The sequence below is a fragment of the Nonomuraea sp. B10E15 genome (assembly GCF_039871615.1).
Classification (GTDB): Bacteria; Actinomycetota; Actinomycetes; order Streptosporangiales; family Streptosporangiaceae; genus Nonomuraea.
Window position 1 is genome coordinate 26674 of sequence record NZ_JBDPMB010000022.1, and the last position, 25028, is coordinate 51701.

Consider the following 25028-nt stretch of genomic DNA (forward strand, 5'->3'; position numbering starts at 1 on the left):
TAGGGTCGGGGACATGGCCCTGCAAAGCCTGCAGATCACCGCGACCGTCGCCATGCGTGCCCGCGACGTGTCGAGACCGTCGAAAGAGCAGCAGGAGGCCGCCGACCGGCGGCCTCTGCGTGACGAGATGCCCAGGCGCGAGCCCAAGCGCAAGGGTTAGGGCAGGGAGGGCAGCTGGCCGATCGTCTCGTAGGTGTCGAGCTGGGCGATCCGCCTGCTGTGGCGCTCGCTGCCGGAGAACGACGTGGTCAGGAAGACCTCCACGAACCTGGTCGCCTCGTCGAGGGCGTGCATGCGCGCACCGACGCTGACGACGTTGGCGTTGTTGTGCTCGCGGGCCAGGGCGGCCGTCTCATCGCTCCAGGCCAGTGCCGCGCGGATGCCGCGCACCTTGTTGGCGGCGATCTGCTCGCCGTTGCCCGAGCCTCCGATGACCACCCCCAGACTGCCGGGGTCGCCCGAGACGCCTTCGGCCGCGCGCAGGACGAACGCGGGATAGTCGTCCTCCGCGTCGTAGACGAAGGGACCGCAGTCGATCACGTCGTGACCGTGGTCCTTGAGCCAGGACACGAGGTGGTTCTTCAGCTCATAGCCGGCATGGTCGGCACCGATGTAGACACGCACATGACCAGTCTTCCACAGCCCTCGCCGATCAGGCCCTCTTGTAGAGTAAGGACCTGTTCCGCTGTCCAGTCCTTACGAAAGCAGAAATCGTATGCGCGAGATCCGCATCATCGGCGATCCGGTGCTGCGCACGACCGCCGATCCCGTCACCGACTTCGACCGCGACCTGCGCCGGCTGATCGACGAGATGTTCCAGGCGATGTACGCGGTCAACGGCGTCGGCCTGGCGGGCCCCCAGATCGGCGTGTCACGGAGGTTGTTCGTCTACGACATCAGCGGGCGCAAGGGTCACGTGGTCAATCCGCGGCTGACCGTCGACGACCCGGAGGAGGCGCTCGACGAGGAGGGCTGCCTGTCGGTGCCCGACCGCCGCACGGGCCAGCCGATCTACGCCCCTGTCGCGCGGGCCGCGGGCGTCACCGTCGAGGGCGTCGACCGGCTGCAGCGGCCCGTGCGCGTCAAGGCGCGCGGATCGCTGGCGCGCTGCTTCCAGCACGAGACCGAGCATCTGGACGGCAAGCTGTACGTCGACCGCCTCCCCAGAAACGAAGCCCGCGAGATCATGCTCAGGGCGTAGGTTGGCCGCATGAGCGTACTTTCAGGAAAAGGCGCACTGGTCACCGGCGGCTCCAGAGGCATCGGCCGGGCCGTCGTGGAGCGGTTGACGGGCGACGGGGCGCAGGTCGTCTTCTGCTACGAGCGCTCCGAAGAGGCGGCGCTGCAGGTGGCCAAGGAGACGGGGGCACACGCCGTACGCGCCGATCTGGGCGACGAGGACGATCTCGAGCGGTTGTTCGCCGAGGCGGAGGCGCGGCTGCCCGGGCTTGACATCCTCGTCAACAACGCCGCGCTGAGCCTGAGCAAGCCGCTGGCCGACATCACCGGCGACGACTACGAGCGGGTCTTCGCGGTGAACACCCGGGCGGTGTTCCTGGCCACGCAGTGGGCGGGCCGCGTCATGCGCGACGGCGGGCGGATCATCACCATCTCGACGCTCAACACCCAGGTGCCCGCGCCCGGTCTGATGCTCTATTGCGGCAGCAAGGGGGCGGTCGAGCAGTTCGCCAAGGTGGCGTCGCGCGAGCTGGGCGGGCGGGGCATCACCGTGAACGTCGTCTCGTCCGGCGCGACCGACACCGACATGCTGCACGGCGCCAACCCGCCGGAGGCGCTGGAGCAGACGGAGGCGTTGACCGCGCTGCGGCGTCTCGGCAGGCCAGACGACCTCGCCGCCGTGGTCGCCTTCCTGGCGGGGCCGGACGGGCGCTGGGTCACCGGCCACAACGTGCACGCCACCGGCGGGCTGCTCGTCTGACCCGCCGGCGCGGCACCTCAGGCGGCTACAGCTGCAGCGCCTTGATCTCCAGGAACTCCTCGAGCCCGTACTCGCCGAGTTCCCGGCCCACGCCCGACTGCTTGTAGCCGCCGAACGGCGCCATCGGGTTGAACCGGCCGCCGTTGACGGCCACCTGGCCCGTGCGGAGCCTGCGGGCGACCGACACGGCGTGTTCCTCGGTGCCCGCCCAGACGGCTCCGGCCAGGCCGTACTTCGTGCCGTTGGCGATCTCGACGGCCATGTCCTCGGTCGTGTACGGGATCAGCGTCAACACGGGGCCGAAGATCTCTTCCTGCTCGATCGTCATGCCCGGCTCCACACCCGCGAACACGGTCGGCTCGACGTAGTGGCCCCGTTCGTGAGGCTGCTCGGTGCCGCCGGCGACCAGTCTGGCGCCTTCCTCCTGGCCCCTGTTGATGTAGCGGACGACGCGCTGTCGCTGGGTCGCCGACACCAGCGGGCCGATTCTGGTCGACTCGTCGAAGGGGTCGCCGACGGTGTAGCCGCGCGCCGTCTCGACGGCCAGCCGCACGGCCTCGTCGTACTGGTCGCGGTGGACGATCATGCGGGTCAACGCCGAGCAGGTCTGGCCGGCGTTGACGAAGCAGTTGGCCACGCCCACCTTGACAGCCAGGGGCAGGTCGGCATCGGGAAGGATGATATTTGCTGACTTGCCGCCCAGCTCGAGGGCAACGCGCTTGACCGACTCGGCCGCGAGCGAGGCCACCCGCCGGCCCGCGCCGGTCGAGCCGGTGAACGACACCATGTCGACGTCAGGGTGGGCGGCCATGGCCTCCCCGACCACCGGTCCACGCCCGCTCACCAGGTTGAACACGCCCGCGGGCAGACCGACCTCGTCGAAGATCTCCGCCAGCGCGTACGCCGCGAGCGGCGCCACCTCGCTCGGCTTCAGCACCACGGTGCAACCGGCGGCCAGCGCGGGACCCGCCTTGCAGATGATCTGGTGCAGCGGATAGTTCCACGGCGTGATCGCCGCCACCACCCCGACCGGCTCCTTGAGCACCAGCGAGTTGCCGGCCCGCGACTCACGCGGATGGCTCTCCGCCAGGCGCGCGTAGGAGGACAGCACGGTCGCGGGCATGAGCGTCTGCACCTTGAGCGCGAAGCCGAGCGGCGCGCCCATGTCGGTGGCGATCGTCTTGGCGATCTCGTCAGATCGCTGTCTCAGCAGGTCAGCGGCGTCGCCGAGCAACTTCCCGCGCTCGGCGGCGGGGGTCTCCGCCCATCGGGGGAAGGCTCTTCTGGCCGCCTGCACGGCCGCATCCACGTCGCCGGGCGTGCCCGCGGGGACGCGGTCGATGATCTCTTCCGTGGCCGGGTTCGCAACCTCGATGGACTCGTCCGAAGTCGAGGCTGTCCAGGAGCCGCCGATATAGAGCTGACGCATGGCACCATCTTGACAGCGCTTGACACGGCAATGAAAGGGCTCATCCCTGGTCGGGATGAGCCTTCTCCACCACCGCCGGCTTTATTCCACCGCCAGCGTAAGACGACGCAAAGGGCATAGACGGAAACGTCAGTCGAATTGCGGGCGTTTGGTGCGCGTGCGCTTCAGCTCGAAGAAGTCCTCGTACGCGGTGACCGCCAGCACGCCGTCCCAGAGCTTGCCCGCGTCCTCACCTCGGAGGATGCGGGTGATCACGGGCCCGAAGAAGGCGTTGGCGCCGAGGCGGATGATGGGCGTGCCGACCTCCTGGCCGACGAGCGTGATGCCCTCGTCGTGGGAGGCGCGGATGGTCGGGTCCCACTCTTCGGAGTGCATGGCCTCGACGAGGCTCGTGTCGAGGCCGGCCCGCTCGAGCGCGGCCTCGACGGTCTCGCGCAGCCGCTCGGGCTCCTGGCTCCTGCCCTCGTTGTGCAGCAGCGTGCCGAGAGCGGTGTAGAGCTCGCCGACGGCCTGCTCGCCGTGCTTGGCGGCGGCGGCCGCCACCACCCTGACCGACCCCATGGCCCGGGCGGCGCGCTCGCGGTAGTCGTCGGAGACGTCTTTGTCCTCGTTGAGGATGTGAAGCGACATCATGCGCCAGCGCGGCTCGATGGGGCGAACCTTCGCCACCTCGATCAGCCACCGTGACGTCACCCACGCGAAGGGGCAGGATGGGTCGAACCACAGGTCCACGGGAATCTTTTCAGTCACGTGGGGCCATAACCTGAGGTGGTTCGGGTCCTATTCCCGCCGTGGCAGGATACCGACAAACTTCTACGAAGCGGTGAAAAGGAGCGCAACTTGGCAGGCAACCTGACCCGAGACGAGGCCCGTGAGCGCGCCCGGCTGCTGAAGGTCGAGTCTTACGAGGTCGCACTCGACCTGACGGAGGGGGACGAGCGCTTCGAGAGCGTCACGACGGTCCGCTTCGCCAGCACCAGCCCGGGCGCGTCCACCTTCATCGACCTGCACGGCGCCCGCGTGCGCAAGGTCGTGCTCAACGGCGAGGAGCTCGACGTGGCGAGCTACGACGCCGCCGCCGGGCGCTTCCCGCTGCCCTCGCTCGCCGAGGCCAACGAACTACGCGTGGACGCCGACTGCTCCTACATGCGCACCGGCGAGGGGCTCCACCGCTTCGTCGACCCGGTCGACAAGAACGTCTACCTGCACAGCCAGTTCGAGACGGCCGACGCGCACCGCATGTACGCCTGCTTCGACCAGCCCGACCTCAAGGCCACCTTCCAGCTCACCGTGCTGGCCCCGGCCAGCTGGGAGGTCATCTCCAACGCCACCGCCACCGGCGTGGAGGAGCTGCCCGAGCAGGCGGGCAAGCACGGCGCCGTGCCCGCCGCCAGGCGCTGGCAGTTCGCGCCCACCCCGGTCATCTCCACCTACATCACCGCGCTGGTGGCCGGCCCGTACCACAAGGTGACCTCCGAGCACGACGGCATCCCGCTGGGCGTCTACTGCCGGGCCTCGCTGTCCGGCCACCTCGACGCGGACAACATCTTCGAGGTCACCAAGCAGGGCTTCGACTTCTTCCACCGGGTGTTCGGGGTGCGCTACCCCTTCGGGAAGTACGACCAGCTCTTCGTGCCCGAGTTCAACGCCGGCGCCATGGAGAACGCCGCCTGCGTGACGCTCCTGGAGGACTACGTCTTCCGCTCCCGCGTCACCGACGCGGTCGTCGAGCGGCGCGCCGAGACGATCCTGCACGAGATGGCGCACATGTGGTTCGGCGACCTCGTCACCATGCGCTGGTGGGACGACCTGTGGCTGAACGAGTCGTTCGCCACCTACATGTCCGTGCTCGCCCAGGCCGAGGCCACGCGGTGGGGCAAGGGCGCGTGGACGACCTTCGCCAACGTGGAGAAGGCCTGGGCCTACCGCCAGGACCAGCTCCCCTCGACCCACCCGATCGCCGCGGACATCCCCGACATGCAGGCGGTCGAGGTCAACTTCGACGGCATCACCTACGCCAAGGGCGCCTCGGTGCTCAAGCAGCTCGTCGCCTACGTGGGCCTGGACAACTTCCTCGCCGGCGTGCGCGACTACTTCGCCGAGCACGCCTGGGGCAACACCGAGCTGAAGGACCTGCTCACCGCGCTGGAGCGCACGTCGGGCCGTGACCTGTCGTCCTGGTCGAAGGAGTGGCTGGAGACCTCGTGGGTCAACACGCTGCGGCCCTCGTTCGAGGTGTCAGGAGGCCGGTTCACCCGGTTCGAGGTGCTGCAGGAGGCGCCGGCCGACCACCCGACGCTGCGCTCCCACCGGGTCGCCATCGGCCTGTACTCCATGGCCGGCGGGGAGCTGACCCGTACGAAGCGGGTGGAGCTCGACGTGGTGGGCGCCCGTACGAACGTGGCCCAGCTCGTCGGCGAGGAGCAGCCCGACCTCGTGCTGATCAACGACGACGACCTGACCTACGCCAAGATCCGCCTCGATGAGCGCTCCTTGAAGACGCTGGTCGACGGCGGCATCGCCGCGTTCACCGAGTCGCTGCCGAGGGCCCTGTGCTGGTCCGCGGCCTGGGACATGACCCGCGACGGCGAGATGTCCACGCGCGACTACGTCAGGCTGGTCGTCTCGGGCGTGGAAACGGTCTCCGACATCACCGTCCTCCAGGCGGTGCTGCGGCAGGCGCGCATGGCCGTGCAGCAGTACGCCGACCCGGCGTGGCGGCAGGAGGGCCTTGAGCTGCTGGCCGGCAAGCTGCGCGCGCTGCTCGCCTCCGCCGAGCCGGGCTCCGACCACCAGCTCGCCTTCCTCCAGGCGTTCGCACCCGTGGCCGGCTCCGACGAGGACCTCGACCTGCTGCAGAGCATCCTCGACGGCTCGGCCGTCCCCGATGGCCTGACCGTCGACGCCGACCTGCGCTGGTCGCTCGTGCACGCGCTCGTCTCCTGCGGCCGCCTGACCGAGCCGGACATCGACGCCGAGCTGGAGCTCGACCCTACGGCGACGGGTGAGCGCTCGGCCGCGCACTGCCGGGCCGCGATCCCGACCGCCGAGGCCAAGGCCGCCGCGTGGGACCGGATCGTGGGCGGCGAGCTGGCCAACCACATCGCCCGTACGACCATCGGCGGCTTCCAGGACCCCCGCCACCCCGAGCTGCTCGACCCCTACCGCGAGAAATACTTCGCCGAGGTGGGACGGATCTACAAGGAATGGACGTTCGACCAGGCGTCCACGTTCGCCGTGGGATGCTTCCCCGCGCTGCTCATCGAGCCGGCGACCGTCGAGGCGGCGGAGCGCTACCTCGCCGACGAGGAGCCGCCGCAGGCGTTGCGCCGGCTGATCCTCGAGGGCGCCGACGGCGTGAGCAGGGCCCTGCGCAACCGGAAGACGGACGCCGCCACCTGACGCGCCCGCCGCGGGCCCCCGCCGTCCCGGCGAGGGCCCGCGAGCTGCGCCGACTTGGCCATGGCGGCGCACCGGCGATGTTAGCCTCAAGTACGTGCTAGGCGCCGGGACCACGCTCAATGATCGCTACGTGCTGACCGGCCGTCTCGGCGGCGGCGGCATGGGCGAGGTCTGGCGTGCCGACGACACGGTTCTCGGGCGCGCGGTGGCGGTCAAGGTGCTCATGCCCGCGCTCACCGAGAACCCCTCCTTCACCCAGCGTTTCCAGAACGAGGCCAGGGCCATGGCCACGCTCCGGCATCCCGGTGTGGTCGACGTCTACGACTACGGCGTCAGCGAGGTCGACGGCCGCCAGGTGAGCTTCCTGGTCATGGAATACGTGGAGGGCGAGTCGCTCGACCACGTGCTGCGGCGCGGAGTGCTCGGCCCGGAGGTCACCATGCGGCTGGTCGCCGAGGTGGGCGACGCGCTGGCCGCCGCCCACGCGCAGGGCATCGTCCACCGCGACGTCAAGCCGGCCAACCTCATGATCAGGCCCGACGGCAGCGTGGCGCTCACCGACTTCGGCATCGCCCACTCCGCCTCCGCGGGGCATCTGACGGCCACGGGCACGATGCTCTGCTCGGCCGGCTACTGCGCCCCCGAGATGGCCACCAGCAGCGACGTGACCCCCGCGGTCGACGTATACGCCCTGGGCGTGGTGGCGTACGAGTGCCTGACCGGGCAGTTGCCGTTCCGGGGCGACACGCCCGTACAGATCATCTTCAAGCACCTCAACTCCCCCGTCCCGCGCCTGCCCGCCGACGTGCCGGCCGGGCCGCGGCAGGTGGTGGAGCGGGCGCTGGAGAAGACGCCCGAGGTGCGCTGGCCGTCGGCCGCGCTGATGGCCGAGGCCGCGCGCAGGGCGCTGACCTCTCCCACCACGCTGCCCGTGCCGCGCCGCCGCCGCCCGGTGCGGGCGGTGCTCACCATCACCGCCGCCGTGGCGGTGTCCGCGGCGGTGGCGGGATTCATCTGGCTGCGTCCGGTGACGCCCACGACGGTGGGCCGGATGGAGCCGCCGACCGTCACCGCCACGGCCATGGCGACCTCGCCGTCGCCTTCGGCCACCACGAAGCAGCCGGTGCCGCCGGCCAAGCGCACCTCCAATCCCAGGCCCTCCCGCTCCACCACGGCGTTGCCGACGCCCACCCCGACGGTCACCGCCACCGAGACCGAGACCGAGACCCCGACCGTCTCGCCGACCACTCCCCAGCCCGAGCCGACCGAGGAGCCCACGACCGAGGTCCCCGAGGAGCCGACGTCTGAGCCCACGATCTCCCGGCCGCCGCCTCCGGGCGAGATCCAGTGCGTCCGGGCCCCGTGCCCGTGACAGGCCTGCAGCGCCGGCGTCCTTAGCGGCTCGCCGAACGTGAGAAAGTCTTCGCGTGGACTCGACTCGTGACCTTTTTGTCGCCCTTGCCCGCCGTTATGCCTTCGCCGACCTCGGTGCGCTGGCACCCGCAGCCGACGTCGCCGAGGTGTGCGAGTTCGGTCAACGGCTGCTCTCGCTCGACGCCGAGGACTTCGCGGCCGAGGCCCGGGTGGTGCCCGCCGACCTGCGGCGGCGCGCGCGAGCCTGTCACATGCCGCAGACCCCGCGCGAGCAGCCGCGCGGAGCGCTGGAGTCCCTGCGGCCCGCGTACGAGCTGCTGCTCGAGGTGATCTCCGTACGGTGGCACAGGCGCGAGCTGAGCCCGATGATCGCCGCGGTGCACATCGCCAGCGAATACCTGCCGCTGCTGGCCTTCGAGCCGCAGCTCGGCCACGCGGGCGATCCCGCGCGCTGGCCCGAGGCGCTGAGCGTGGCGGGCAGCAGGTTCGGCGTGATCGGCGACCGGGAGTGCGACCACACGAAGTCCGAGCAGTCGGCCACCAACCGGACCCTGCGGGTGTCGGCCGAGCCGGGCGAGGGCTGGCGAGCCTACTTCGACCGCCAGCACAGCCAGGTCGCCGGCGCGCTCGCCGTGTGCGTCGCCACCTGCCGCAACCCGTGCACGGCCATGGACTGGATCGAGCCGGAGCCGCGGGCCGAGCTCCAGCTGCGCGCCCGCACGGCCCTGGCCTTCGCCGAGACCCCGCTCGTCCGGCTGCGCCACGCGGCGCCGGTGGGGCACGGATTCGGGGTGCCGTCGCCGGAGGAGGTGCTCGACGCGTGGGAGCGCAGCCGGGCCGGGCTCGACAAGAACGCCATCGGGTCGGCGGCGCTGAAGGACGACGGGTTCCCGCTGCCGGGGCTGCCCGCGCTGTTCTCGGCCGTCGCCGACGCCCCGATCGAGCCGGCGACCCTGCTCGACGGGGTCAGCCGGCACATCGTCAGCCTCCTCGAACGCGGCTGAAGCCCCGGGCGGGGATCAGCGGCGGGCCGCGGCCTGCTCCGCGAGGGCGGCTATGCCGTACAACAGGCCGCCCACCAGGTCGCCCGCGCTGAAAGAGGTGGCCATCGACATCGCGGTCAGCCGGCAGGCGCTGTCGGGCAGCCGGAGCCGGGCGGTGTCGCCGGTGACGATCTCCAGCGCCCGCCCCACGGGATCCACGAAGATCACCACGGCGCCGGCGGCCTCGTCGCCCAGGGCGGCGTGCAGGCGTTCGGCGAAGTGCCGCCTCGAGCCCTCCGGCCGGCCGATGAACAACCCGAACCGCAGGCCGCTTCGTTGCTCGGCGGCCTGCACGGCCTTCCTGATGTCGTCGGCCTGTGGGGCGGTCAGTCCGCGCATCGTCACCTCACCACCCCGCGGACGCGCCGCCGACGCGCCTGCCCGGCTCGGCCGTCTCGGCGGCGGCCACCCAGTCGTGCTCGGGAACGTCCGCCCAGTGCGCCACCCGGTCGGCCAGCACCAGCGCGGACGTGCTCACCCCGCGCTCGCTCCTTGACGGCCCGCCGACCCACACCGGCCACGATCCCTTCCGGCGCCGTGGCGCCCGGCCCGGCACCATGACCAGCAGGCTGATCAGCACGAACAGCCCCATGGACACCCCGATGAGCAAGAGCAGAATCTCCGCCGCGCTGTTCACACCCTGACCGTAAACCGCTGCGGCGGGTCCGGCCAGACCCGTCACGGGGTGTCCGGCACACAACACATGATCAGTAGGCCCCACGCCACGTTAGGATCTTCAACAGGCCCCTGGGCATCTCTAGAGAAGAACGTAAGACATACCCGGAAAACACGCGTGGAACACGATGAGCTGGGCCATAAAACTATGGACACGGCAACACTAGGAATCGATCGAACCCCCGGGCTACGGTGAGTTACGTGGACTCCGACATCCAGCGAGAAGACGGTCACAACGCGTCACCCATCTGGGTGAGCGACAAGCCAGAAAGCGAGCAGACCGCCGCCGCGAAGCCTTCGGCGCCCACCTCCACATACGCGCCGGTCAAGCGCGTGTCCGTGCGCAGCCTGCTGCAGCAGCCGCGGGTCCGCCGCCTGCGCAACCGCGCGATCCTGGCGGTGGTCGTCGGCCTCGTCGCGGGCTTCCTCGTGGGCGACTGGCGGGCCGGCGTGACCGCGGGCGTGCTCGCGGCCATCGCGGAGGCGATCTATCGGGCGCGATCCAACTCCTCCGTGCCCGCGTGGCGGCGCACGTCCGTGGCCGAGCGTCGCACCGAGGCGCAGCTGCGCAAGCTCGAGCGCAACGGCTACCGCACGCTGCACGCCAGGGCGATCCCGGACAGCGAGGCCCAGATCGACCACCTCGTCGTGGGCCCGACGGGCGTCTACGCGGTCGACTCCGAGAAGTGGGACAAGCGGCTGCCCGTGCGCGTGCAGATGGGCAAGAAGCTCTTCCACGGGCCGTTCGACATGAAGCCCCGCATCAACGAGGCCAAGTGGGAGGCGTCGCAGGCGAGCGAGCTGATCAGCAAGCTGTTCGGCCGCGAGGTCTCGGTCGTGCCCTCCCTTGCCATCTACGGGCCGCAGGTGCCCTGGAAGATCATGACGATCCGCGGCGTGGACGTCTACCAGGGTGACCGCGCCCGCAAGTGGATCACCAAGCGCGAGCGGGCGCTGACCGAGGGCGAGATCGACCGGATCTACGACATCGCCGCCCAGGTGCTCCCGGCCCGCTACGGCGAAGACTGAGCCACTTGGCGGCTTCGCGTTCGGCCGGCGGCCTCTCTCCCATCGCCGCAGGCTGAACGCCCTTCGGAGCGGCCTCTTCGTGCGCCCCGCCCGCTCCTCGTCGTGACGCGGGCGGCCGGCGGCAGTCCGATGCATGGACAGACGTCTCAGTTGCCGGGCGGGTGGCCGTAACATGTGAAGACTTGCTAGCGATGGGAGAAGCGCAATGCCGGCCCTCAGGTCACGTACAGTCACCCACGGCAGGAACATGGTCGGTGCCCGGGCCCTGCTCCGGGCGACCGGCGTAGCCGGGGGCGATTTCGGCAAGCCCATCATCGCGGTGGCCAACAGCTTCACGCAGTTCGTTCCCGGCCATGTGCATCTGCGCGAGGTCGGCGACGTCGTGGCGTCGGCCGTCAGGGAGGCCGGCGGCATCCCCCGCGAGTTCAACACGATCGCGGTCGACGACGGCATCGCGATGGGCCACGGCGGCATGCTCTACTCCCTGCCCTCGCGCGAGCTGATCGCAGACGCCGTCGAATACATGGTCAACGCCCACTGCGCCGACGCGCTGATCTGCGTGTCCAACTGCGACAAGATCACGCCGGGCATGTTGCTGGCGGCGTTCCGGCTGAACATCCCGACGATCTTCGTCTCCGGCGGGCCCATGGAGGCCGGCAAGACGCCGGGCAGGAAGCTCGACCTGATCGACCCGATGATCGCCGCCGCCGACGAGTCCGTCTCCGACGCCGACCTGCTGAAGATGGAAGAGGCCGCCTGCCCGACGTGCGGCTCCTGCTCCGGCATGTTCACCGCCAACTCGATGAACTGCCTGGCCGAGGCGATCGGCCTCGCGCTGCCCGGCAACGGCACGATCCTGGCCACGCACAAGGCCCGCAAGAAGCTGTTCGAGGACGCCGGCCGGCAGCTGGTGGAGATCAGCCGCCGCTACTACGAGGAAGACGACGAGTCGGTGCTGCCGCGCTCGATCGCGACCCGCGAGGCGTTCGAGAACGCCATGACCCTCGACGTGGCGATGGGCGGCTCGACCAACACGATCCTGCACATCCTGGCCGCGGCCCGCGAGGCCGAGGTCGACTTCGGCCTCAAGGAGATCAACGAGCTGTCGCTGCGGGTGCCGTGCCTGTGCAAGGTCGCCCCTGCCACCAGCAAGTTCCACGTCGAGGACGTGCACCGCGCCGGCGGCATCCCGGCCATCCTGGGCGAGCTCGACCGGGCCGGTCTGCTGCACCGCGACGTGTCCACGGTCAACGGCGGCACGCTCGCCGACGTGCTGGCCCGCTGGGACGTGCGCTCGCCGTCGGTCCTGCCGGAGGCCGTGGAGTTGTGGCACGCGGCGCCCGGCAACGTGCGCACGGTCAAGGCCTACTCGCAGGACAACCGCTGGGACTCCCTCGACCTCGACCGGGCCGAGGGGTGCATCCGCGACATGGAGCACTCCTACACCGCCGACGGGGGGCTTGCCGTCCTCTACGGCAACATCTCGCGTGACGGCGCGGTCGTGAAGACCGCAGGGGTCGACGAGTCGATCTGGAAGTTCAGCGGGCCCGCGGTGGTGTTCGAGTCGCAGGAGCAGGCCGTCGAGGGCATCCTGGGCGGGCGCGTCAAGGAGGGCGACGTGGTGGTCATCCGCTATGAAGGCCCCAAGGGCGGGCCCGGCATGCAGGAGATGCTCTACCCGACCTCCTTCCTCAAGGGCAGGGGCCTGGGCAAGGCCTGCGCCCTCGTCACCGACGGGCGCTTCTCCGGCGGCACCTCGGGGTTGTCGATCGGCCACGCCTCGCCAGAGGCGGCCGAGGGCGGCACGATCGCGCTGGTCGAAGACGGCGACATCATCGACATCGACATCCCCAACCGGTCGATGGAGTTGCGGGTGGCCGAGGCCGAGCTGGCGGCCCGGCGCGAGCGGCTGCTGGCCGAGCTGGGTCGCTTCCGCCCGCGCGACCGCGACCGTCCGGTCAGCGTGGCGCTGCAGGCCTACGCGGCGATGACGACGTCCGCGTCCACGGGCGCCTCGCGCGACCTGTCGCAGCTGTCGCGATAAGCGCTGCTCCTGTACGGCAGGCGACCGGGTTCTCGCCTGCCGTACAGGCTCTTCCCTCGCCGCACAGATTTTCGAAAATTGTCAGTGGTCGTCCGTATTCTTGGGGTATGACGACAGTCGTGAAGCACGATACTCGCCCGCTGACGACCGCCGAGATCGCCGCCCTCGCCCTCTCCCTCGCCCACCTCGGAGCGGGCCCGCAGGCCGTCACCGCCAGGCGTGGCCTGCAGCACGCACTCGAGCACCTGGAGCTCGACGACGACGTCATCTCCACCACCCTCGCGACCCTCACCGAGCCGCTGCCCGTCGACGTCGCCTCCCGGGCCAGGCTCATGGCCGACGCCATCACCAGCCGCCTCATGATCCGCCTCCACTACCGCGACGCCTACGGCACCGTCACCGCGCGCGACGTCGAGCCGGTGACCTGCCTGGTCCACCGCGAATACTGGTATCTGGTCGGCGTGTGCAGGATGCGCCGGGCCATCAGGGCGTTCAGGTTCGACCGGATCATCGCGGTCGAGCCCACGCTCACGCCGTCCCGACCGCATCTCGCCGACCGGTTCCTGCCGTTCCAGCGCCGCAAGCGCGCCAGGGCCGCGTAGGAACCTCACCACCGGTTCGACCTGCCGCCCCCGGCCGCCGGGCCGGTGGCGGCAGGCCCCGGAGGATCTCGCCGACGCTCAGGAGGAGCAGCAGCCTCCGCCGCAACAACCGCCGCCGCCCTGGGGTGCGGCCGCGCCGCCCGTCATGGACACCGTGGACAGCAGCTTCACCGTGTCGTCGTGGCCCTCGGGGCAGGCGGCCGGGTCGTTGGCGGCCGACATGGAGCGGGAGACCTCGAACGTGGAGCCGCAGGCGCGGCAGCGGAAGTCGTATCGCGGCATGCGCCGAGTCTACCTCCGGCCGCCGTGCGGCCACCAAGGGCCGCCGCGCCCGGCCGTCAGTAGGTGAGATGCGCGTAGTCGGACACCGGCTCGTAGCCGATGGCCTGGTAGATGGCGTTGCTCGTCGGGTTGTCGAGGTCGGTGAAGAGCACGACATGGTCGCACCGCTCGGCCAGGCCCGTCTGGCTGGCGAACGCCGTGACGGCGGCGCCGTAGCCGCGCCTGCGGCACGAAGGCGGTGTGTATACGGGCCCGATGCGGCAGACCCCGCCGGCCGCCGGTGACAGCCCGGCGAACGAGACCGGCGCCCCGTCCATCTCCCACACGAACAGCTCGCGGCGCGCCAGCCGCTGCGCCGCCCGCTCGGCCAGGTCGGCCGCGGGCATCGCCACCTCGTCGTGGAACGCGTGATACCAGCTCACCAGCAGCGGGAAGTCGCCCGGGACGGCGACCCTGCCCCGGCCCGGCACGTCGGGCACGGTGAGCGCGCCGAGGCGGTAGAGCCGCTCCGACACCGCCCTGCCGGGCTTCCCGAGCAGCCGGATGGCCTCGGAGGTCAGCTCGACGGGGCCCACGAGCGCGGGCAGCTCGCGGTCGAGCGCCTCGACCAGGGGCGCGACGGCCTCGACGGGCATCGAGAACAGGCCGATGGGATGCGGCGGGGTGCGGAAGACCGCGCCGCGAACCTCGCCGTCCACCGTCCACCAGCCGAAGAGCGGGTCCTTGGCGGGCATGCCCGCACGCAGGTTGGCGAGGACGGTCAGCGGGACGGTGTTGCGCACCGGGTCGCCGAGCAGGAAGGGCTCGGCGACCGCGGCGTATTCCTCAACCTCTGAGGTGAAGGTCCACATGCCTGCTCATGGTGTCAGGACGCGAACCTCCGCATCAAAACCTTTCAGGCCGCGGCCTCGAGGTAGGGCGCCCACTGCGGGTCTCCGACGAGCGAGGCGCCGATGAGCCTCCAGTGGGCGCCCCGTGGCACCGCCGGGCTGACGCGGAGCGTCCACCCCAGCTCCTCCAGGTATTTGTCGGCCTTCCTGTGGTTGCAGGTCGTGCAGGAGGCGACGCAGTTCTCCCAGGTGTGCGTGCCTCCCCTGGACCGCGGGATGACGTGGTCGATGGTCTCGGCCCGCTGCCCGCAGTAGGCGCAGCGGTAGTCGTCGCGTCGCATGAGAGCGGCCCTGGTCAGAGGGATGCGCGACCGGTAGGGAATGCGGACATATCTGCGGAGCCTGATCACCGAAGGCACGTCGAGCGTACGGCTCGCGGAACGCAGCACCGCGCCCCGGCCGTCGCGGTGCACGACGTCGGCCTTCTCCCGCAGCACCAGCACGATGGCCCGGTGCAGCGAGAGGGTGGTCAGCGGCTCGTAGGTGGCGTTGAGCAGCAGGACTTGGCGCATCATCGGGCCTCTCCCTGCTGCGCGCGTATCAAAGGGGACATGCCGCGGCATGTCCCGCCTGTCGGGCCCTCCTGGGGCACTCGTGCTTCCGTCACGTGGACCTCCGCCGGACGGCCCAGCGGATGGTCACCACGGCACCGTCCTGTCACCAAGTCTGGCGTTTGTACCGTGGTCCCCGCCACCCCAAAAGCATCCGGCGGACTGACTAAAGGGACGCACGGTACGTTTTATGCCCGCTCGACCAGCGCTTTACGCATCCCCGTTGGCATAGGGTTCCTGGCATGACGCGAGAGCCGTACCCGACCGCACGACGCGAAGAAACCAGTGACATCCTGCACGGAACACCCGTGCCCGACCCCTATCGGTGGCTCGAGGACCCCGACGGTCCCGAGACCAAGGGATGGCTGCTCGCGCAGGCCGAGCTGTTCGGCCGGGAGCGCGGTCCGCAGCGTTTCAAGAGCCGCATCGCCGAGTTGCTCAGGTCGGGCTCGGTGGGCGTGCCGGCCTGGCGCGGCGGGCGCCACTTCTTCTCGCGCCGCACCCCCGACCAGGAGCACGCCGTCTACTACGTCGTCGAGCCCGACGGCACCGAGCGGGCGCTGATCGACCCCATCGAGATCGACCCCTCCGGTCTGACCACGCTCGACGCGGTGCAGCCCGACAAGGAGGGCCGCCTGCTCGCCTACCAGATCTCGGTGGGGGGCAACGAGGAGTCGGTCCTCTACATCATGGACGTCGCGACGGGAGAGCGCGTCGAGGGGCCCATCGACCGCTGCCGCTACTCCCCCGTCGCCTGGCTGCCCGGCGGGGAGGCGTTCTACTACGTGCGCCGGCTGCCGAGCACCGAGGTGCCGGAGAACGAGACGCAGTTCCACCGCCGCGTCTACCTCCACCGCGTCGGCACCTCCACCGAGGACGACGTGATGATCTTCGGGCAGGGCCTGAAGCTGACCAACTACTACGGCGTCTCCGTCTCGCGTGACGGGCGCTGGCTGCAGGTCTCGGCGCACGAGGGCACCGCGCCGCGCAACGACATCTGGGTGGCCGACCTGACGGAGTCCCCCGCCGACCGGCCCGAGCTGCGGGTGGTGCAGGAGGGCGTGGACGCGCAGTCGGCGCTGGTGTTCGGCCGCGACGGCCGCCTCTACGTCCACACCGACCGCGACGCGCCGCGGGGCAGGGTGTGCCTCGCCGACCCGGCCGCGCCGGGGTTCGAGACCTGGCGCGACCTCGTCCCCGAGGATCCCGAGGCGGTGCTGAGCGACTTCGCGATCCTCGACGACCTCGAGCGCCCGGTCATGCTGGTGGGCTGGACCCGCCACGCCATCAGCGAGATCACCGTGCACGACCTCGAGACCGGCGAGCGCGTGGGCGAGGTGCCCGCGCCCGGCCTCGGTTCCATCGGCGGCATCGCCGAGCGTCCCGAGGGCGGCCACGAGGCGTGGTTCGGCTACACCGACAACACCACGCCGCCCACCATCCAGCGCTACGACGCCCGCACGGGCGAGACCACCCTCTGGGCCGCCTCTCCCGGCGCGGTCGAGGTGCCGGAGGTGCGCACCTCGCAGGTCGTCTACCGGTCTCACGACGGCACCGACGTCCGCATGCTGGTCATCTCCCCGGCCGGCGACGCCTCCGGCCCCCGCCCCACGATCCTCTACGGCTACGGCGGCTTCGGCCTGTCCATGACGCCCGGCTACTCCGCCTCGATCCTGGCCTGGGTGGAGGCGGGCGGCGTCTACGCCATCGCCAACCTGCGGGGCGGCGGTGAGGAGGGCGAAGAGTGGCACCGCGCGGGCATGCTGGCCAACAAGCAGAACGTGTTCGACGACTTCCACGCGGCCGCCGAGCACCTCATCGCCACCGGCGTCACCACGAAGGAGCAGCTCGGCATCTCCGGCGGCTCCAACGGCGGCCTGCTCGTGGGCGCCGCGCTGACGCAGCGGCCCGACCTCTACTCCGCCGTCGTCTGCTCCGCGCCGCTCCTCGACATGATCAGGTACGAGAAGTTCGGGCTCGGCGCCACCTGGAACGTCGAATACGGTTCCGCCGACGACCCCGAGCAGTTCGCCTGGTTGCGGGCCTACTCGCCCTACCACCACGTCGACGAGGGGCTCGCCTATCCCGCGACGCTCTTCACCGTCTTCCAGTCCGACACGCGCGTGCACCCGATGCACGCGTGGAAGATGTGCGCGGCGCTCCAGCACGCCACGACGGGCGGGCGTCCCGTGCTGCTGCGCAACGAGACGGAGGTGGGCCACGGCGCCCGCTCGGTGAGCAGGACGGTCGACCTGTCGGCCGACACGCTCACCTTCCTGGCACGGCACACCGGCTTGTAACCTCGGCGGCATGAACGCGTTGGGGCTGGCCATGCTCGAGGCCGCCCCCAGTGCCCTCCTGCGCCCCTACGTGACGCGTCTGTGCGCCTACAGCGAGCGATACGCCGAGCCGGTGACCAGGTCCGAGACGGCGATGCCGGGGGCCGTGCTGATCCTCGCCTTCGGCACGCCGATGGAGGTGCAGGGGCAGCGGGTCTCTGCGTTCGCGGGCGGGCTCGGCGACCGCTTCACCGTCACGCGCACGATGGGGCCGACGGAGGGTGTGGAGGTGTTCCTCACGCCGTTCGGGGCGCGCCGGCTCTTCGGCCTGCCGATGCGGCATCTGACCAACCGGGTCGTGCCGGTCGGCGACCTGCCAGGGGCGTGGGAGGACACGGTGGTCGGCAGGCTGGCCGGGACGCCGTCATGGCGTGCCCGGCTGGCGCTGGCCGACCGGCTCCTGTGCGAGCGCATCCTGTCCGGCCCTGAGGTCGGTCCTGAGCTGCCGTGGGCGTGGGCCCGGCTGCTGGAGTCGGGAGGCCGCCTGAGCGCGTCGTCGCTGGCCGAGTCGCTCGGCTGGAGCCATCGCCATCTCGTCGCCCGTTTCCACGACCAGATCGGGCTCACGCCGAAGACGGCCGCGCGGGTGATCAGGTTCGGCAGGGCGGCGCGGCTGGTGCGGGCGGGCATCCCCATCGCGCTGGCGGCGGCGGAGTGCGGCTATTACGACCAGGCCCACATGAACCGTGAGTTCCGGGTGCTGGGCGACACGACGCCCGGTCAGATTCGTCCAAGACCCGAGCCGCCGGAGCGGGCACGCTCAGACGCATGAGCAGAACCGTCTACGCACTGGCCAGATACCACGACTGCCAGGCCGCGCTCGACTTCCTGATCACCGCGTTCGGGTTCAGGGTGCACGAGGTGGCCAAGAACGACGAGGGCGCCGTCAACCACGCCGAACTGATCGTCGGGGACGACATCATCATGATCGGCCAAGGTGAGCCCGGCGGGCCGGGGATCTACGTCGCGGCCGACGACGTCGACGCCCACCACGACCGCGCGAGGGCCGCGGGGGCCCGCATCACGATGGACCTCGTGGACCAGCCGTACGGGTCACGTGAGTACGGCTGCGCGGACCCGGAGGGCAACGCCTGGTACTTCGGGACGTACCGGCCCTGACGGGTTCATGCCGGGCTCCTGTCGGGTTTCTGACGGGTTTCTGTCGGTGGCGCCTGCCACGATCCGGGGGCATGACCAACGATCCGCTCGCCCCCTACCGCTGGCTCCAGGCCGCCGACGGCGACCCGGGCAACCCCCTGGGCGACATCTTCTGCGTGTCCTTCTTCCGCGGCCTCGGCCCCGCCGAGGTGCTGCGCCGCTTCGGCCCGGCCGAGCCGCCGGGCAGGGAGATGGGCTTCGCCGAGCTGGACGAGGAGGTCCACGCGTTCGTCGAGGAGACCGCCGGGGGTGACGGCGGCGGTCACGTCGGCGTGGTCCCGCTCGGCGAGTGGTCCGTCGCGATCGAGTTGTGGGGCTGGACGGCGACGTCGCCGGAGGTCATCGAGCCGCTCTCGCGGGGTTGTGAGGTGGTGACCGTCAGCAGGCACGACTACGCGGAGGACGATTTCAGCTACGCGATCGACGGCGCCGTCGTCACCACCTTCCGGCCCATCATGCCCAGCGAGCGGCACGGCGATGACAAGGACCGGCTCAACGAGCTGATGCGCGAGGTGGGGCTGACCCCCGAGGAGGATGACGACGGGTGGGAGGCGCGGTGGGAGGACATGTCGGCCAACGGCCTGGCCCGGGCGTTCCTGCTGGCGGCCCGGATCACCGGGGTGGAGTTCACCGCCGGCCTGTTGTCGGGCCCGCTGCTCGTCGGCGCCATCGGCGAGCCCTAGAAGAGCTCAGCGGGGGAAGACGACCGTCTTGTGCCCGTCGAGCAGCACGCGCTGCTCCGCGTGCCACGTGACGGCCCTGGCCAGCGCCACGCACTCCACGTCACGCCCGATGGCCGCGAGGTCCTCGGGCGAGTGACTGTGGTTGACCCTGGCCACCTCCTGCTCGATGATCGGCCCCTCGTCGAGGTCGGAGGTCACGTAGTGGGCGGTCGCGCCGATCAGCTTGACCCCGCGGTCGTGGGCCTGGCGATAGGGCCTGGCGCCCTTGAACGACGGCAGGAACGAGTGGTGGATGTTGATGGCCCGGCCCGCGAGCTTCTCGCAGAGCTCCTCCGACAACACCTGCATGTAGCGGGCCAGCACCACCATGTCGACCTGATAGTGCTCGACCAGCGCCAGCACCTCGGCCTCCTGCCTGGCCTTGGTCTCGGGCGTGATCGGCAGGTGGTGATAGTCGATGCCGTGCGCCTGGGTGAGCGGGCGCAGGTCGGGATGGTTGGAGGCCACCGCGACGATCTCGATGTCGAGCGACTTGGCCCGCACCCGGTAGAGCAGGTCGTTCAGGCAGTGGTCGAACTTGCTGACCATGATCAGCACCCGCGGCCTCACCGCCACGTCGCGCAGCCTGAACTCCATGCCGAAGTCGGGCGCGAGCTCGGCGAAGGCGCTGGTGATCTCGTCCTCCCCCAGCGGGCCCGCGAACTGCACGCGCATGAAGAACCGCTGGGCGGCCCTGTCCCCGAACTGCTGGCTCTCGATGATGGTGCAACCGCGCCCGGCCAGCAGGCCGGAGACGGCGGCCACCACACCGGGCCGGTCGGGACACGACAATGTCAGGATGTATTCGGCGGGATCGGTCATGCTTCACTCTCGCGGGCGTGGGGTCAGCGGGCGCCTTGCGGTCGGTGCAGGCAGCGTACAACCGTGGCGACCACGTCCGAGAGTACCTGCCGCCGATGTGCGGTCGGGGGCGGCGAAGTGTCCGGTCACAGGCAGGTGAGCAGGGGTTGACCCCACAACCTTCAGCCGGGGCGAACACCCTGATAACTGGATCTTCATCCATCTTCCACACGAACACGGGTAGTTCGTCGTCATCAGGAAAGACTGTATCCGGGGGTCACGGGGCAGTCGTCTTTCCGCCATGAGTGCCGTGAGTGGATCGAGGTGGCCCCGCCCGGGCAGGGCGGGCCGGGATGGAGCGCTTGCCGTTGGACGCCGTCGTGCTGATCGTGGTCGCCGGTCTGTTCGCCGTCGTCTCCGGCGTCAACGACGGCGGCGCCGTCCTGGCGACGGGCCTCAAACTGCCCACGGTGCGCCCCGCGACCGGTGTTCTCGTGCTGGTGCTGATGGTGGCGCTGGTTCCGCTGGTCACGCACAAGGTGGCGCTCACGTTCGTGACCAGGCTGGCCACCTTCGACGAGCCGGGCGGGCGCCTCGCGATGACGTGCGCGGTGGTCTCGGCGCTCATCGTGGTGACCGTGCTCAGCGCGAAGGGCCGGCCGACCAGCCTCACACTCGCCGTCGTGGGCGGTCTCACCGGCGCGGGGCTGGGCTGGGGGCTGCCGGTCTCGGCGGGGTCGGTGGGGCTGGTGCTGGCGTTCGGGCTGGCGGCTCCCTTCGTGGGGGGCCTGCTGGCCTGGGCGCTCATCCGGGTCCTGGTCTCGGTGACCACGGCGCGCGCGCTGCCGCGCTGGCACTGGGCGGGCTTCCTGCTCCAGACCCTCGCGTACGCGGCCAACGACGGCCAGAAGATGCTGGCCGTGTTCATGATCGCGATGGGCTTCACGGACGCGCCGCCGGCGTACACGTCGCTGGTGGCCGTCCTGTTCGGCCTCGGCACCCTGTACGGCCTGCCGAAGGCGGGCCGTACGCTCGGCCGCGAGATCATCGCCTCCCGGCCCCCGCACGGAGTCGTGGCCGAGCTGGCCGCCGGCACGGCGGTGATCGCCTCCGCGGGCGTCGGCATGCCGGTGAGCATGACCCAGTCCATCGCCGGCGGGCTCATCGGCGCGGGCGTCGCGCAGGGCGGCGGCCGGGTCCGCTGGTACGCCGCCGTCAAGATCGTTGTGGCCTGGGTGCTGACCCTGCCGGCGAGCGGACTGCTCGGCTGGGCACTGGCGTCGATGGTGAAGGGGATCGCGAGCGTGGACCTGTCATGAAAGGGAGGACGAGCGGTGGAGCGCCGTTGCGCATCGAAGGCGGCCGGGTCGTGAAGCGGCTGCGGCGGATCCGGGACCTCATGACCGGCCGTATGGACAGCGCGCTCACGGAGGCGCTGCTCGGGCAGCTCGAAGCCACCAAGGAGGGCGCGTGGCTGGCCATGGCCATGATCGGCGGTGAGGTGGGCAGGACGGGCGCGCATGAGCAGATGCGCTCGATCGAGCACCTCGGCGACGAGGAACGGGCCCGGCTCGTCGACGAGCTCAAGACGGCCCTGGTCACGCCCATCGACCGCGAGGACCTGTTCAGGCTGTCGCGCTCGATCGACGACGTGCTCGACTCGCTGCGGGACTTCGTGCGCGAGTCCCATCTCTACCGGGTGCCCGACCAGATCCGCTTCACCCCCCTGCTCGACCAGGTCATCGTCGGCATCGACGCCCTGGAGAACGCCGTCCGCGACCTCGCCTCCCGGCCCTCCGCGGTGGTGCAGGACGCGCTGGAGGCGAAGAAGGCGGGTGGGGCCATCCGGCGCATGTACCAGTACGAGATCTCGCGGATCTTCTCGGGGGAGCTCACCGCGGACGCGATGAAGCAGCGCGAGCTGGTGCGCCGCCTTGAGATCGTGGGCGTGTCCATCGGCGACGCCGCCGACGCGATCGCCGACGGCGCGATGAAGCGCTGAAGCGCCGCCCTTGGCGAAGACCGGCATTGATCTTCCCGCGGTTGGTTGCCCGGCCCGGCGCCGCCGGGCTCCACTGTGAACATGCCCGCCGTACGGCCTCGCGTGGCGGTCGACCGTCTTCCGGCGGACGACCGCCTCCTTGCCGGCGTGCTCGGACCGTACGTCGAGTGGGTGCCCAGCCGGACGGCCGGGGAGATCGGCGTGGACGGCCGCGTCACCGACAGCGGCGACCTGGGGGGCGTCCCGGGAGGCGGCCCGGGAGGCGGCAGGGCGCTGCCGCTGCTCGTGGCCGGCGACGACGCGCGGGCGCTGGCGGCCTTCGCGGAGCGGATCTTCGCGCACGCCAGGCTGCGTACGTTGCTGGGCGGCGACTGGGGGCCGCGCGACCTGGTCGAGTTCCACACCCGGCACAAGATGCAGGTGCTCGCCCACGACCCCGCGCGATACCGCCAGGCCGGGCGGGTGGTGGCCGGGGCCGGCGCCCGCCCGCTCGGCGAGGTGGCCGGCGAGTACGCCGAAGCGTTCCGGCGGGCACTCGCCACCCCCGCCACGGTCGGCAAGAACGTCAACGTGCTGCAGCACTGTCTCGGCATGCTCGGTCTCGACCCGGCCAGGCGGGACGAGGCGCTGGCCGCCATCGAGGCCTACCAGGCGGGCCGGGCGCCGTTGAGCCACCCCGCGACGCTGTTGCGCCGGCGGGCCACCGGTTACGTGCGCGGCCAGACGTACTTCGCGCCCTACCCCGACGGCCTGCGGGACGCCCTGGGTAGTCTCTCTCCGGATGAATGCCCCACAGGAGAGCGTGAGTGACCGTCCCGCGGCGCGTGTCGTCTGTCTCGACCGTGACGGCCGGGTGCTGCTCATGCACTGGTACGACCCGGTCGGCCGGGTGGACGTCTGGGAGCCGCCGGGCGGCGGCATCGACCCCGGAGAGACGGCGCTGGAGGCGGCCAGGCGCGAGCTGACCGAGGAGACCGGGCTGCCGGCCTCGGCCGTGTCCGGCAGGTGCGTCGAGGTCGGACGCGACTTCTCGTGGCTCGGAGTCCGGTACGTGAAGACGGAGCCGTTCTTCCTGGCGGTGTTCGACGAGGTCTGTCCCGTGGTGGTCCCCAAGGCGCTGACGGAGGAGGAGCACCACGTCTTCCGCGGCTACGCCTGGGCCGAGGAGTTGCCCGCGGGGGTCGAGCCTCCCCTGCTGGCCGAGGTCGTGGCGGCGCTCACGGCAGATCCACGGTGACGCCCGCGGACGCGACCTCGATCGGGCCGTCGTAGGACGTGGCGGCCGCCTCCAGCGCGGGCTCGGGCGGGGTGTCGGGCCACAGGTGAGTGAGCAGCAGCCGGGCCGCGCCGGCCGACGCCGCGGTGCGGCCCGCGTCGAGGGCGCTGGACAGGTACGGCGCATCCTCATCCGGCACCTGTTCCGGATATGTCGCCTCTGCCACGAGCAGGTCCGCATCCTTCGCCAACGCCACCAAGGAGCCGGACGGACCCGTGTCGCCGGTGCAGGCGATCACCCGGTCGCCGCCGCTCAGCCGCAGCCCCGCGTTGGGCACGTGGTGCGGCAGGTCGAATGAGTCGAGACGGAAGGGTCCGAGGCGCCGCGGAACGCCGGGCGCCAGCTCGTGCACCACGAAGCTGCCGGCCAGCATGCGCCCGCCGTCCAGCGCCAGAACGGCGTCGAGCGCGCCCGGCGGAGCGTGGACGGGCAGCGGGGGAACGGGCCGCCCGGCGAGCGCGCGGGCGCGCAGCAGCGGGTTGAGGTCGGCGCAGTGGTCGGGGTGGCCGTGCGTGATCAGCACCGCGTCGACCTCGCCGGCCTGCCGGCGCTCAAGCAGCCTGGGCAGCGTGGCGTAGCCGGGGTCGACGTAGATCAGGAAGCCCTCCTCCTCGACGACGTACCCGCTGCACGCCTGACCCGCCGCCGGCCAGGCGCCGCAGCCGCCGAGAACCGTGAACCTCACGCGCCGCCACCCGACGAGTGGCCCAGCTCCGCCAGCGTCGCCGCCAGCAGCCCGCGCAGCCGCATGCCGGCCACCTTCTCGTGCTCGGCTTCCACGGACAGCCCCTGGTTGACCTGCTCCTGGTAGACCGCGCGCTCGCGCGGACCGGTGTAGGGCAGCGCGGTCAGCGCCACGGCAACGGTGGTGCGCGTGCCGCCCCTGGGCAGGACGGTCACGGCGTGCGTGCGCAGGCAGGCCTCGTCGGGGGCGCCGTACCAGCCGCACTTGACCGCGGCCTCCGGCGAGCGCGTCGCCTCGCGCGCTCCGAACGTCTGCGGGCCCTCCACCTGCCGCATCCACTCCATGACGGTCCCGGCGGCCGGATCGCCGGCCGCCCCGGCCTGGGCGAGCACCGCGTACGCGGTCGCGACCTCGTCGGCGGCGACCTCGACCGAGCCGAACCTTGACGGGTCTCCGTTCGGCGGTGACCAGGCAACGCCCGTGCGCCGGCGGATGTCGTCGAGGATGACCTCGGGGCCGACGGCCAGCCACAGGTTGAGCGTGTCGGCGTTCGACGAGATGACCACGGCGGGCTCGGCGTGGCGGCGCCACCGCTCGGCGTCGGTGACGCGGCCCGCGCTCACCCACGCGTACAGCGGCTTGAGCAGGGAGGCGCAGCGCAGGCGGGCCATGCCCGACCGGATGCTCACCTGGCGGGCGGGCGGCCCGCCGTAGCCGCGTCTGATGCCCGCGGCCTGGACGCTGGCGCCGGCATCGAGGTCACGGAGCAACTCGTTGAACGACAC

At 71.1% G+C, this 25028-nt stretch carries 28 protein-coding genes; 17 read left to right on the forward strand and 11 right to left on the reverse strand.

Going from position 1 to position 25028, the window contains the following annotated elements; all coding sequences use genetic code 11:
- The first annotated feature begins 13 nt into the window (after positions 1-13).
- Positions 14-160, forward strand: a complete 147-nt coding sequence (locus ABGB14_RS39635; RefSeq protein WP_347623940.1) for a hypothetical protein — start codon at positions 14-16, stop codon at positions 158-160.
- On the opposite strand, the gene ABGB14_RS39640 is transcribed toward ABGB14_RS39635, so the two are convergent.
- The gene (locus tag ABGB14_RS39640) at positions 157-624 is read right to left on the reverse strand and encodes a ribose-5-phosphate isomerase (protein ID WP_347649006.1); all 468 of its coding nucleotides are present in this window, start codon (positions 622-624) and stop codon (positions 157-159) included. The genes ABGB14_RS39635 and ABGB14_RS39640 overlap by 4 nt on opposite strands.
- 91 nt (positions 625-715) lie before the next feature.
- Here ABGB14_RS39640 and def point away from each other — a divergent pair, with 91 nt between their 5' ends.
- The gene (gene def / locus ABGB14_RS39645; protein WP_347649007.1) at positions 716-1201 is read left to right on the forward strand and encodes a peptide deformylase; all 486 of its coding nucleotides are present in this window, start codon (positions 716-718) and stop codon (positions 1199-1201) included.
- A gap of 9 nt (positions 1202-1210) precedes the next feature.
- Positions 1211-1939, forward strand: coding sequence for an SDR family oxidoreductase (locus ABGB14_RS39650; protein WP_347649008.1), 729 nt, complete (start codon positions 1211-1213; stop codon positions 1937-1939).
- A gap of 25 nt (positions 1940-1964) precedes the next feature.
- Here ABGB14_RS39650 and ABGB14_RS39655 read toward each other — a convergent pair whose 3' ends face one another.
- Positions 1965-3368 carry an aldehyde dehydrogenase family protein gene (locus tag ABGB14_RS39655; RefSeq protein ID WP_347649009.1) on the reverse strand — a complete coding sequence of 468 codons (1404 nt, stop codon included), beginning with the start codon at positions 3366-3368 and terminating at the stop codon, positions 1965-1967.
- A gap of 129 nt (positions 3369-3497) precedes the next feature.
- Positions 3498-4118, reverse strand: a complete 621-nt coding sequence (locus ABGB14_RS39660; protein ID WP_347649010.1) for a disulfide bond formation protein DsbA — start codon at positions 4116-4118, stop codon at positions 3498-3500.
- A gap of 90 nt (positions 4119-4208) precedes the next feature.
- On the opposite strand from ABGB14_RS39660, the gene pepN reads away from it, so the two are divergent.
- The 3 genes from pepN to ABGB14_RS39675 all read left to right on the forward strand — a co-directional run bounded on the left by pepN (position 4209) and on the right by ABGB14_RS39675 (position 9148).
- On the forward strand, positions 4209-6770 hold the full coding sequence (pepN, locus tag ABGB14_RS39665; protein ID WP_347649011.1) for an aminopeptidase N: 2562 nt from the start codon (positions 4209-4211) through the stop codon (positions 6768-6770).
- Positions 6771-6864: 94 nt separating this feature from the next.
- Complete coding sequence (locus ABGB14_RS39670; protein WP_347649012.1) at positions 6865-8142, forward strand: serine/threonine-protein kinase; 1278 nt, start codon at positions 6865-6867, stop codon at positions 8140-8142.
- A gap of 55 nt (positions 8143-8197) precedes the next feature.
- Positions 8198-9148, forward strand: coding sequence for a hypothetical protein (locus ABGB14_RS39675; RefSeq protein ID WP_347649013.1), 951 nt, complete (start codon positions 8198-8200; stop codon positions 9146-9148).
- 15 nt (positions 9149-9163) lie between these two features.
- Here ABGB14_RS39675 and ABGB14_RS39680 read toward each other — a convergent pair whose 3' ends face one another.
- Both ABGB14_RS39680 and ABGB14_RS39685 read right to left on the reverse strand, forming a co-directional pair.
- Complete coding sequence (locus ABGB14_RS39680) at positions 9164-9526, reverse strand: DUF5130 family protein (protein WP_347649142.1); 363 nt, start codon at positions 9524-9526, stop codon at positions 9164-9166.
- A 7-nt stretch (positions 9527-9533) separates the two neighbouring features.
- On the reverse strand, positions 9534-9824 hold the full coding sequence (locus tag ABGB14_RS39685) for a hypothetical protein (RefSeq protein ID WP_347649014.1): 291 nt from the start codon (positions 9822-9824) through the stop codon (positions 9534-9536).
- 239 nt (positions 9825-10063) lie between these two features.
- Between ABGB14_RS39685 and ABGB14_RS39690 the strand changes: the two genes are divergently transcribed.
- The 3 genes from ABGB14_RS39690 to ABGB14_RS39700 all read left to right on the forward strand — a co-directional run bounded on the left by ABGB14_RS39690 (position 10064) and on the right by ABGB14_RS39700 (position 13537).
- Positions 10064-10891 carry a nuclease-related domain-containing protein gene (locus tag ABGB14_RS39690; RefSeq protein ID WP_347649015.1) on the forward strand — a complete coding sequence of 276 codons (828 nt, stop codon included), beginning with the start codon at positions 10064-10066 and terminating at the stop codon, positions 10889-10891.
- A 205-nt stretch (positions 10892-11096) separates the two neighbouring features.
- Positions 11097-12935, forward strand: coding sequence for a dihydroxy-acid dehydratase (gene ilvD / locus ABGB14_RS39695; protein WP_347649016.1), 1839 nt, complete (start codon positions 11097-11099; stop codon positions 12933-12935).
- Positions 12936-13042: 107 nt separating this feature from the next.
- A complete protein-coding gene (locus ABGB14_RS39700; RefSeq protein WP_165974528.1) occupies positions 13043-13537 on the forward strand; it encodes a WYL domain-containing protein in 495 nt (164 codons plus the stop codon).
- A gap of 78 nt (positions 13538-13615) precedes the next feature.
- On the opposite strand, the gene ABGB14_RS39705 is transcribed toward ABGB14_RS39700, so the two are convergent.
- From ABGB14_RS39705 to ABGB14_RS39715, 3 genes are read right to left on the reverse strand one after another with little or no spacing between them, the layout of a single operon-like run.
- Positions 13616-13819, reverse strand: coding sequence for a zinc ribbon domain-containing protein (locus tag ABGB14_RS39705; protein WP_347649017.1), 204 nt, complete (start codon positions 13817-13819; stop codon positions 13616-13618).
- A gap of 56 nt (positions 13820-13875) precedes the next feature.
- Positions 13876-14670: a GNAT family N-acetyltransferase gene (locus ABGB14_RS39710; RefSeq protein WP_347649018.1), complete on the reverse strand. Its 795-nt coding sequence runs from the start codon at positions 14668-14670 to the stop codon at positions 13876-13878.
- 44 nt (positions 14671-14714) lie between these two features.
- Positions 14715-15221 carry an HNH endonuclease gene (locus ABGB14_RS39715; RefSeq protein WP_347623960.1) on the reverse strand — a complete coding sequence of 169 codons (507 nt, stop codon included), beginning with the start codon at positions 15219-15221 and terminating at the stop codon, positions 14715-14717.
- Positions 15222-15502: 281 nt separating this feature from the next.
- Here ABGB14_RS39715 and ABGB14_RS39720 point away from each other — a divergent pair, with 281 nt between their 5' ends.
- The 4 genes from ABGB14_RS39720 to ABGB14_RS39735 all read left to right on the forward strand — a co-directional run bounded on the left by ABGB14_RS39720 (position 15503) and on the right by ABGB14_RS39735 (position 19440).
- Complete coding sequence (locus ABGB14_RS39720; protein WP_347649019.1) at positions 15503-17560, forward strand: prolyl oligopeptidase family serine peptidase; 2058 nt, start codon at positions 15503-15505, stop codon at positions 17558-17560.
- A 10-nt stretch (positions 17561-17570) separates the two neighbouring features.
- Positions 17571-18371 (forward strand): helix-turn-helix domain-containing protein, encoded by an 801-nt coding sequence (locus tag ABGB14_RS39725; protein WP_347649020.1) that lies wholly within the window; start codon positions 17571-17573, stop codon positions 18369-18371.
- A complete protein-coding gene (locus ABGB14_RS39730) occupies positions 18368-18718 on the forward strand; it encodes a VOC family protein (RefSeq protein WP_347649021.1) in 351 nt (116 codons plus the stop codon). Before ABGB14_RS39725 ends, ABGB14_RS39730 begins: the two co-directional genes overlap by 4 nt.
- A gap of 71 nt (positions 18719-18789) precedes the next feature.
- The gene (locus ABGB14_RS39735; RefSeq protein WP_347649022.1) at positions 18790-19440 is read left to right on the forward strand and encodes a DUF6461 domain-containing protein; all 651 of its coding nucleotides are present in this window, start codon (positions 18790-18792) and stop codon (positions 19438-19440) included.
- 6 nt (positions 19441-19446) lie between these two features.
- Here the strand turns inward: ABGB14_RS39735 and purU are convergent, their stop codons facing one another.
- Positions 19447-20301, reverse strand: coding sequence for a formyltetrahydrofolate deformylase (purU, locus tag ABGB14_RS39740; protein ID WP_347649023.1), 855 nt, complete (start codon positions 20299-20301; stop codon positions 19447-19449).
- A gap of 341 nt (positions 20302-20642) precedes the next feature.
- Between purU and ABGB14_RS39745 the strand changes: the two genes are divergently transcribed.
- The 4 genes from ABGB14_RS39745 to ABGB14_RS39760 all read left to right on the forward strand — a co-directional run bounded on the left by ABGB14_RS39745 (position 20643) and on the right by ABGB14_RS39760 (position 23519).
- On the forward strand, positions 20643-21599 hold the full coding sequence (locus ABGB14_RS39745; RefSeq protein WP_347649024.1) for an inorganic phosphate transporter: 957 nt from the start codon (positions 20643-20645) through the stop codon (positions 21597-21599).
- Between the two features lie 26 nt (positions 21600-21625).
- Positions 21626-22282: a DUF47 family protein gene (locus ABGB14_RS39750; RefSeq protein ID WP_347649025.1), complete on the forward strand. Its 657-nt coding sequence runs from the start codon at positions 21626-21628 to the stop codon at positions 22280-22282.
- 81 nt (positions 22283-22363) lie between these two features.
- Positions 22364-23092, forward strand: coding sequence for a YbgA family protein (locus ABGB14_RS39755; protein ID WP_347649026.1), 729 nt, complete (start codon positions 22364-22366; stop codon positions 23090-23092).
- On the forward strand, positions 23085-23519 hold the full coding sequence (locus ABGB14_RS39760) for an NUDIX domain-containing protein (RefSeq protein ID WP_347649027.1): 435 nt from the start codon (positions 23085-23087) through the stop codon (positions 23517-23519). The genes ABGB14_RS39755 and ABGB14_RS39760 overlap by 8 nt, the downstream gene beginning before the upstream one ends.
- On the opposite strand, the gene ABGB14_RS39765 is transcribed toward ABGB14_RS39760, so the two are convergent.
- Together ABGB14_RS39765 and ABGB14_RS39770 are read right to left on the reverse strand one after the other, a co-directional pair.
- Positions 23500-24243 carry an MBL fold metallo-hydrolase gene (locus ABGB14_RS39765; protein WP_347649028.1) on the reverse strand — a complete coding sequence of 248 codons (744 nt, stop codon included), beginning with the start codon at positions 24241-24243 and terminating at the stop codon, positions 23500-23502. The two genes, ABGB14_RS39760 and ABGB14_RS39765, sit on opposite strands and share 20 nt — an antisense overlap.
- A complete protein-coding gene (locus ABGB14_RS39770; protein ID WP_347649029.1) occupies positions 24240-25028 on the reverse strand; it encodes a hypothetical protein in 789 nt (262 codons plus the stop codon). The genes ABGB14_RS39765 and ABGB14_RS39770 overlap by 4 nt, the downstream gene beginning before the upstream one ends.